The sequence below is a fragment of the Kitasatospora sp. NPDC058170 genome (genome assembly GCF_042883905.1).
Taxonomy (GTDB): domain Bacteria; phylum Actinomycetota; class Actinomycetes; order Streptomycetales; family Streptomycetaceae; genus Kitasatospora.
Window position 1 is genome coordinate 3,160 of the sequence record NZ_JBHVUV010000079.1, and the last position, 1,402, is coordinate 4,561.

The following is a 1,402-nucleotide window of genomic DNA, read 5'->3' on the forward strand; positions in this document are numbered from 1 at the left end:
CACATAGTCTGAGACCTGATGCCGAGCCGATTGTGGTGAAGTGGATGATCCTATGCTGTCGAGAAAAGCCTCTAGCGAGTTTCATGGCGGCCCGTACCCCAAACCGACTCAGGTGGTCAGGTAGAGAATACCGAGGCGTTCGGGTGAACTATGGTTAAGGAACTCGGCAAAATGCCCCCGTAACTTCGGGAGAAGGGGGGCCATTCCTGGTGACGGCACTTGCTGCCAGAGCTGGGGGTGGCCGCAGAGACCAGCGAGAAGCGACTGTTTACTAAAAACACAGGTCCGTGCGAAGCCGTAAGGCGATGTATACGGACTGACGCCTGCCCGGTGCTGGAACGTTAAGGGGACCGGTTAGCTCCATTTCGGTGGGGCGAAGCTGAGAACTTAAGCGCCAGTAAACGGCGGTGGTAACTATAACCATCCTAAGGTAGCGAAATTCCTTGTCGGGTAAGTTCCGACCTGCACGAATGGCGTAACGACTTCTCGACTGTCTCAACCATAGGCCCGGTGAAATTGCATTACGAGTAAAGATGCTCGTTTCGCGCAGCAGGACGGAAAGACCCCGGGACCTTTACTATAGCTTGATATTGGTGTTCGGTTCGGCTTGTGTAGGATAGGTGGGAGACTTTGAAGCAGCAACGCCAGTTGTTGTGGAGTCGTCGTTGAAATACCACTCTGGTCGTGCTGGATGTCTAACCTGGGTCCGTGATCCGGATCAGGGACAGTGTCTGGTGGGTAGTTTAACTGGGGCGGTTGCCTCCTAAAGAGTAACGGAGGCGCCCAAAGGTTCCCTCAGCCTGGTTGGCAATCAGGTGTTGAGTGTAAGTGCACAAGGGAGCTTGACTGTGAGACTGACGGGTCGAGCAGGGACGAAAGTCGGGACTAGTGATCCGGCGGTGGCTTGTGGAAGCGCCGTCGCTCAACGGATAAAAGGTACCCCGGGGATAACAGGCTGATCTTCCCCAAGAGTCCATATCGACGGGATGGTTTGGCACCTCGATGTCGGCTCGTCGCATCCTGGGGCTGGAGTAGGTCCCAAGGGTTGGGCTGTTCGCCCATTAAAGCGGTACGCGAGCTGGGTTTAGAACGTCGTGAGACAGTTCGGTCCCTATCCGCTGTGCGCGTAGGAGTGTTGAGAAGGGCTGTCCCTAGTACGAGAGGACCGGGACGGACGAACCTCTGGTGTGCCAGTTGTCCTGCCAAGGGCATGGCTGGTTGGCTACGTTCGGGAGGGATAACCGCTGAAAGCATCTAAGCGGGAAGCCTGCTTCGAGATGAGCACTCCCACCTCCTTGAGAGGGTAAGGCTCCCAGTAGACGACTGGGTTGATAGGCCGGATATGGAAGCCCTGTGAGGGGTGGAGTTGACCGGTACTAATAGGCCGAGGGCTTGTCCTCAG

General features: G+C 56.2%; 1 rRNA gene (cut by a window edge). It reads left to right on the forward strand.

The annotated features are described in order from the left end of the window. Positions 1-1,400 (forward strand): 23S ribosomal RNA (locus ACFVVX_RS37825) (it extends 1,375 nt beyond the left edge of the window). The last annotated feature ends 2 nt before the right edge of the window (positions 1,401-1,402 follow it).